This window comes from Candidatus Wallbacteria bacterium (genome assembly GCA_028687545.1).
Lineage (GTDB): Bacteria > Muiribacteriota > JAQTZZ01 > JAQTZZ01 > JAQTZZ01 > JAQTZZ01.
The window spans coordinates 20,640-27,632 of sequence record JAQTZZ010000054.1; the positions used below are offsets into that span (position 1 = coordinate 20,640).

Below are 6,993 nucleotides of genomic sequence, written 5' to 3' on the forward strand. Positions count from 1 at the left end.
AATGATTATTTGCCGGTATTGTTGATAATAAAAGCGAAGACTCGATCGATTTCATTTTCGAGGCTTGCTGAGGGGGAAATGTGAAGATCATCTCAATTTTACTGGTAATCTTTTTCTGTCAGTATACTTTGCTGGGGATCACGCCGGACAATGCATTGATCGTCGAAAAAGCGAGAGGCGCAGTCGGTGCTACTTCTGTTCTTTATGGAGTGGAGCTTCAGAGCGAATTCCTCGATTACGGGAACCTGGCATGCGCCACAGTGGTTTCGGCCATACTCAAAGCTTCCGGCCACCTGAAAAAAGTTCACCCGAGCTGCGTCGGCCTGAAAACGGCACTGGAAGATTTAGGCTGGAAGGCAGTACCCAAGGATGATTTCAGCCAGTTCACAGGTGGCGATGTTATTTTCTGGCATTACAGCAATCCTGATCGTCCCGCTCACACCGGAGTATTAGTTGAGCAGAGGGTTGATGTCGAAAATGCCTCCATCGGGAGCTTTGATCCCTATTCCAACCGCGTGATCGAGAGGGACGCCATCAAGAATCGAAAAATCTTTTTCGTGCTGAGTCCAAGTAGTGCGAGTCCTTCTCCAAGCCCCAATCCCGCACCGGCTCCAAACCCGGCGCCACAGCCGAATCCTGCCCCTCAGCCACAACCTCAACCGCCGGACGACGATTCCGACTCTTCACTCGAAACAGCCTGGGAATCAGATCTGGCCTTTGGGCTGAAGGATACGATAAATCTGTTTTTCCAGAATTCACTGGGGCAGGTGTTTCAGAGTCTCCTGCCCATGATCGCCCAGGCACTCAACAGTTTGACAATTGATGTTTTAAAAGATTCCATGAATTGCTTCGGCTGTCCATCCTGGATGAAAATGGATAAATTCCTGATCAGATCCCAGGTCGGGGAACTCAGCAGGATTGATTCCCTTTCGCTGGAACAATATCTGAACTCGATCTGCGGGATCTGCGAAACAAGAGGCAACCTGAATGGGAACTGCTCGCAAACTGCTTCTCTGGCTAAAATTCTGGAGCGGGTGTCAGATCTCAATCTTACCACCATGGCAGTCAGTTCCAATGATTCTCAGAACGAAGCTAAAATCTCGGAACAGATTTTAGCCACAAAATCAACCTGCTCTGATTATCTTCATCATTCCCTGAAAACCACTTCATATTCCGGAAGACTTTCAGGGAATGACCTGGCCAGATTTACAGGCAATGTTCTCGCGCAAATCTGCGGAGCCAGTTCTCTTGACCTTGATCCCAGAACAGTTCTGGAAAAATCGGCAGGCTGTCTTGCAGAGCGGAATAATTTTTTAAATGCGTCGGCTGCAGGAATTGAGAAAAAAATCGGAGATCTTGAAACATGTCTCGCTTCGCGGGAAACCAGTTACAGGGAGAAGCAACTGAGCGGAAAAGAAACCGGCATAGACTATGAGGATATCAAAAGCCTGCGCAGGGAAATCATGAGCCTGAAATATGGAAAGTAAGATTACTCTTAACGGATCTGTGTAAGATACTTTTCGGCTTCCACCTTGATCTCAGCTGGAAAATCACCTGTTGCAAGTTTGTGAAAAATCTCTCGTGAACGCTGTTTTTCCCCCAGGTTATCCAGGCAGCAGGCTAAACCTTTTAGAGCCACTGCGTCTTGAGGGTATCCTTTGAGCACCTGTTCAAACAGAGTCAGGGCTTCCCTGAATTCACCGGTGTTCTGCAGGCAGATGGCCAGATGTTTGGCGGCCTCGATCAGGTATGGATTAAAGTTATAGGCTTCCCTGAATCCTGTGATCGCCCCGGCAAAATCGTTCTGCCGGAACCGGTTCAGTCCTTCGGAAAAAGGAGCTGTGAATAAACCGGGAAACTCTATCCGATATTTTTCCACTCTGTCCGGGGAAAGCCAGTTTCCTTGAGGAATAGTGCGGCTGGTCTGAAAACAATGTCTGCAGATTTCCATTTCCCTGTAATCTCCTGCCAGGTCAAAGGTCCGGTAGGAATTGATCACAGGTCCGTTCCAGATTTCAAGGAGTGACTGGTCCAGCGCGTTACCGATTACAAATCTGCCCATTTTCTCGCCGGTACAGCAGGGCGTGACGTTTCCGTTGAAATTGACAGCCAGCAGATCGTAGAGAAAAGCACAGGGCTTGCGGCACCCTTCTTCATTCGGAATGCAGGTCAGTTCCAGAGGCAGCTTTCCCTGCCTGACCATCTCATGATAAAACCGGTCTGTCTTCTCCTGTTCGGCTCTGGTTTCAGCCACGAAGGGAAAAACGATGATCCTGTCGCACTTTTCTTTTCGCGTCAGGCTGATTTTTTCGCCTGCTGCAGCAAAATAATCTTTCCAGCAGGCGATGAATTGCTCCATTTCAGTCAGGTTTTCAGGCATCAGTATGAACTGAAGATCAACGAAAGGCTTCCTGCCCTTCCTCAATTCCAGAAATTTTCTCACATTTGAAAGCACGAGTTCAAAATCTCCGCCGATTCTCAGCTTTTGATAAGTTGCTTTTGTGGCAGCATCCAGCGAGATGAAAACACGCTTGAAGATGCCGGATTCGATGATGGTGAGGGATTTCCGTTCATCGAGCAGCATTGCGTTGGTGGAAAGAGTAAAAAGAGCAGGCAGATTTTTTGCGGCCGCTGTCACAATCATGGAATCGAATTCCGGGTGCAGCAGCGGCTCTCCGATGTTGAAAAGGCCAATTTCTTCCAGATCCGGAAATTCAGTCAGCTGTTCCAGGATTCTCTGGAAAAGTGCAGTATTCATTAAGCCCAGCAGAGCTTCTTTTCTGTATGAACAGAATGAACAACGCAGGTTGCAGCAGGTGGAGAGTTCGATCCGGATGCGGCGTGGCTTGATCAAGGTGTGTGAATTTCTATTTTATTAACTGGTACTGAAACTTCAGTCGTATTTTTAGGCTGAATTTTCTGGACTGTCTTCTTCACCTTGACAGCTTTCTTCACTGCAGGCTTTTTCACCGGCTGTTTAACAGGTTTCTTCCCTGGAACTATCTTTGCCTCCTGAGCCTGTGCATGATAGTCCTTCTGGAACAGCACTTCCGAAGAGGAAGACAAGTTATTAGCCGAAGATGCTTCAGAGGTCTGCAGAGACTTGGCGGAAGCCTCGGCTGTCAGACCGGCGGCCATTTCCCGGTCCAGTTTTTCAAGTTCTGACAGGGACGGATCGCTCGGACTGGAATTCGAAACAAGCTGAATCCCGACTTCCCCAGTAGGTAATTGTCCTTTTTCAGCCAGTTTTCTTTCGATTTCCACATAGAGGTCTTTGTAATCGAGATTTTCCGGATCAAACTTGAGTGCCATTTTAATCGATACGTAGGCTTTCTGAAAATCATTCTGGGCAAAGGAGGTCTTTCCGATCAGATAATAAGCCCGTGGATAATCCGGGTTGAATTCCGTACTTTTGGAGAGAAAAGTCTGGGATTCGTCGTAGTTCTGGTTGTAATAGGCGATCGCCCCCATGGAAAAATAGGCCAGCCCATACTTACGGTCCAGTTTCCAGGCCTTGCGGTATGCTCCATAGGCCAGTTCCAGATCATTATTGGCGAAATATTCATCTCCACGGTCCAGTTCCAGATAGGCATTGGAAAGTATTTCTTTAGGGAAAACCGCTACATCCCCAAGCGCCTTCTTGATTCTGCAGGCGAACAGGAAAGCGAGCTTGAATGAGGGAATCTGATAGCGAAGCATGGTTTCATTGTCAGAGTATGTGATCAGCACTTCATTGCTGGCTCTCAGTTCAGCCCCATCCTGGATTTTTTCCACGCTGATCTGGTCCGGAGTGATCTTTTTATCAAGCAGAAGCTGGATCTTGCCTGCTGTAAAATAGGTTGTTTTCACGGCATCGGTTTTTCCGAGGGTGTCGGTTACTTCCAGCACCAGTTTGCCCTTTAGAAAGATCTCGCCCTTCTTCAGATCGACAGGCAGGCTGAGAACGCGGAAATAAAGATCCTGACTCAGTGATTTGTAATATGGTACATTTTTAAAATCGACCTTGGATTGAACAGGCGGAGCAGCAGTCTCGATTTCCTTGGTGGTTTCAATTTCACGGGTGCCGTGATGCCTGTGGCGGAAAGGCCAGGCGAAGCAGGAGCCTGCGAAAGAGAGAAGAAGAAACAGTAATAATATTCTCTTCAAAATAATCCTCCATAAGTATCTGGAAAAATTATAAGCGTTTATGCTTCAAAGGTCAAAAGGTAAAATATTCCCTGAAATATTCATCAGCGAGAGTCGGCCAGTAATTATTACAGTTCAGACATTTATCAGGGAGCTGCTGCCAGTTCTGCAAAACCTGCATCCTTCGCAAGGAATCAATCCGCTCCCCAAGCCATAATTCTGAAAATGATGTTCTTTCAAGATTTCCAAGCTTCAGGCTCATTTCCGGATCATCGCTGCAGAAAGTCAGGGATCCGTCCGCACGGATGAACGGAGTGGCCCAGAGTTTCTCGCAGGCCCTTCGCACACCTTTTTCAAGCTGGAATGGAAGCCTCCCGCTGATCCCGAATCGGTTTCCAGCATCAAGATACAGGCTGTCGGCAGCAGGCTGATCCTGCGGGTCGATCAGCCTGCGGAAAAGAAGATAATCCCCTGGCGCAGTAATATCTTCCTGGAACCGGATCGGCACGCCTGAACCAAGTCTGTCGACTGCAAAGGAACGGAATCGTTCAAGCTCGTCCATATTTTCAGGGAGCACTAAAGCCTGCAGACGGATTCCGGGAAATTTTCTCTTGTGCATTCTGCGGAACTCAAGAATTTTATCCAGGTTTTCAAGCACTGCCGGGAGCAGATCCGCCCCTCTCAGCGCTTTAAATTTCAATGGATCCAGGGTATCGAGCGAAACAAAGATAAACAGGGGTTTGTCTGAACCTGACCCCAGCAGTACCTCAGGCAGACTGGACAAGTTAGTTTCCAGCGACAGATATTGATAGAATTTTCTCCGGTAAATCTCTTCCAGCATCGAAGAAAACTCCGGATGCAGAGTGGATTCTCCAAGCCAGTTCAGCTTAATCCCTGCAAAAGTCAGGCCACTTGCTTCAATGTCATCAAGCACGTGAAGCAGAGTTTCAGGTTTCAGGAATGACAGCGGCATCCTGTCTACCCTGCCTCTGTAGCAGTAAAGGCAGGCATAATTGCAGAAATTAGTGAATTCTATGGACAGCCATCCACGGACGCGGTTGAGCAGTGCAATTTTAGACATGTAAAACATCATACATCTGATCAGCGCGGCTTTGCAAAACATCGCACCTGTCCATAAATATCCCTTGCCTAGCCTCCCTGACGGTGATAAAATTGGAACTGTGGAGGCATTTACATGAAATACATTCTAATATTTCTCGTTTTGCAGAGTGCTGCCTGGGCTGACTTTTCAAAAGCCCATATACTGTATGTTTCCGCCTTGTCGCTCCTGGAAAAAGGGGAGATTGACAATGCTGTCTCGACCTATCAGCAGGCACTCAACGAGGACATTTCCATCCTCCAGCTCAAGGACAATGGCCTGGCCAAATTCCTGCTGGACAGGCTGGAAAAATCCTCAAATCCTTTTACTACCGGGAAGACTTTCTATCTGTATGGCTATTCCGATAAGGCGCAGGAATACTTCGAGAAGGTTCTTGCTCAGTTCCCTCCTGCATCGAGCGAGTATCAGGACGCGAAATTTTACTTGTCAGAAATAGACGCCCAGAAAAAACCACTGAAGCCTACCAGCGAAATAATCACCGGCCAGAGCGATTCAGGCGGAATCGGGGCTCAGCCTGATGAGGAACTCCCGGAAGACGAACAGGAAAAGCCGGCAAGGCAGCCGCAGCAACCGAGCGTCGGCAAATATATCAGCCAGTTGAAGCAAAGCCTGGATGATCTCAGGCAGCTTTCAGAGCAGCAGGATACAGCTACAAAAAAAGCCGAAGAAGAGCATAAAAAATGGTTTGGGCTGCATTATGGTGGTTACGGAGATTATTTCAACATGGAGGAATTCTCAAAAATCCAGTATGAAAAGGAAAAAGCCAAGTCCGAAGAACTGGCCCGCCAGGTCAAGGACATAGAAGACAAGATCGAACAACTGGAAACGGCTCAGTCAGTGGAAGAATATAATCGAGCCCATAATTACCAGCCCGTAGAAAGTCCGGAACCTGAACCAACCGAATCACAGGAAAATCTGCCCCCGCCGCCTCCGCCAGGGGCAGCTGCCAATCCGGGCACTCCTCCGCAGGGAGCAGAATATCCGCCTCCACCGCCGCAGGGGGGATCATATCCGCCTCCTCCAGGAGCATTCTATCCGCCTCCACAGCAGCCATCGACACCGAGCGGTGGTTGAACCGAATTAATTATCTTATACAGATTTGCTTTTTGGCAAATTTTCATGGTGTGCAGCCAGATGTTTGCCAAAGTCGAGTTACAAATTAAATCTCACATGCATGATGTCGCCGTCTTTGACGATGTATTCGCCGCCTTCCAGGCGCAGCAGGTTCTGTTTTTTCACTTCAGCCATCGCGCCCAGACGGATCAAATCGTCACAGTGCACAACTTCGGCCCTGATAAATCCCTTTTCCAGATCAGAATGGATTTTTCCGGCAGAGGTTCTGGCGTTTGAGCCCATTTTAACAGGCCAGGAACGGCATTCATCCTCACCGACTGTAAAAAAAGTGATGTAATCAAGCAGTTTGAGCGACTCTCTCTGAATCAGTTCGCTGGAAAAATATTCAATCCCCATGTCTTTCTTGAACGATTCACGGTCTTCAGAGGGAAGTTCGGACATCTCCAGCTCCAGTTTTCCGTCAAAGACCAGGATATTGGTTTCGCCTTTCCTGAGCATCTCTAACGTCTGATTTTCGAGTCCTGCCGGAGTGGCGTCATTCTTGTTCAGAATCAGCAGGCGTTTTTTCAATGAAATCAGGTTGTAATAATAAATAAAACCCTGTTCCTGCTCCGTGAATTCTGTTTTCCTGATATCCACGCCTTCTTCGAGCTGTTTTTTCAATCTTTCGCAGA

The 6,993-nt window shown here is 47.9% G+C and carries 6 protein-coding genes; 2 read left to right on the forward strand and 4 right to left on the reverse strand.

Annotated features, from left to right (window positions below; genetic code table 11):
- The first annotated feature begins 80 nt into the window (after positions 1–80).
- Complete coding sequence (locus PHW04_16060; protein ID MDD2717405.1) at positions 81–1,487, forward strand: hypothetical protein; 1,407 nt, start codon at positions 81–83, stop codon at positions 1,485–1,487.
- A gap of 8 nt (positions 1,488–1,495) precedes the next feature.
- Here the strand turns inward: PHW04_16060 and PHW04_16065 are convergent, their stop codons facing one another.
- The 3 genes from PHW04_16065 to PHW04_16075 are packed head-to-tail and all read right to left on the reverse strand — an operon-like array spanning position 1,496 to position 5,206.
- Positions 1,496–2,854, reverse strand: a complete 1,359-nt coding sequence (locus PHW04_16065) for a radical SAM protein (protein ID MDD2717406.1) — start codon at positions 2,852–2,854, stop codon at positions 1,496–1,498.
- Complete coding sequence (locus PHW04_16070) at positions 2,851–4,146, reverse strand: hypothetical protein (protein ID MDD2717407.1); 1,296 nt, start codon at positions 4,144–4,146, stop codon at positions 2,851–2,853. The genes PHW04_16065 and PHW04_16070 overlap by 4 nt, the downstream gene beginning before the upstream one ends.
- 52 nt (positions 4,147–4,198) lie before the next feature.
- On the reverse strand, positions 4,199–5,206 hold the full coding sequence (locus tag PHW04_16075) for a radical SAM protein (GenBank protein ID MDD2717408.1): 1,008 nt from the start codon (positions 5,204–5,206) through the stop codon (positions 4,199–4,201).
- A 114-nt stretch (positions 5,207–5,320) separates the two neighbouring features.
- Here PHW04_16075 and PHW04_16080 point away from each other — a divergent pair, with 114 nt between their 5' ends.
- Entirely contained in the window at positions 5,321–6,319 is a 999-nt protein-coding gene (locus PHW04_16080) for a hypothetical protein (protein MDD2717409.1), read from the forward strand.
- A 78-nt stretch (positions 6,320–6,397) separates the two neighbouring features.
- Here the strand turns inward: PHW04_16080 and PHW04_16085 are convergent.
- Positions 6,398–6,993: DUF933 domain-containing protein (locus PHW04_16085; protein ID MDD2717410.1), on the reverse strand; the 596-nt coding region annotated here is incomplete at its 5' end.

Coding starts and splice junctions, on each gene's coding strand:
- PHW04_16075 (MDD2717408.1), bottom strand. CDS start 5,206: ATGTCTAAAATTGCACTGCTCAACCGCGTCCGTGGATGGCTGTCCATA.
- PHW04_16080 (MDD2717409.1), top strand. CDS start 5,321: ATGAAATACATTCTAATATTTCTCGTTTTGCAGAGTGCTGCCTGGGCT.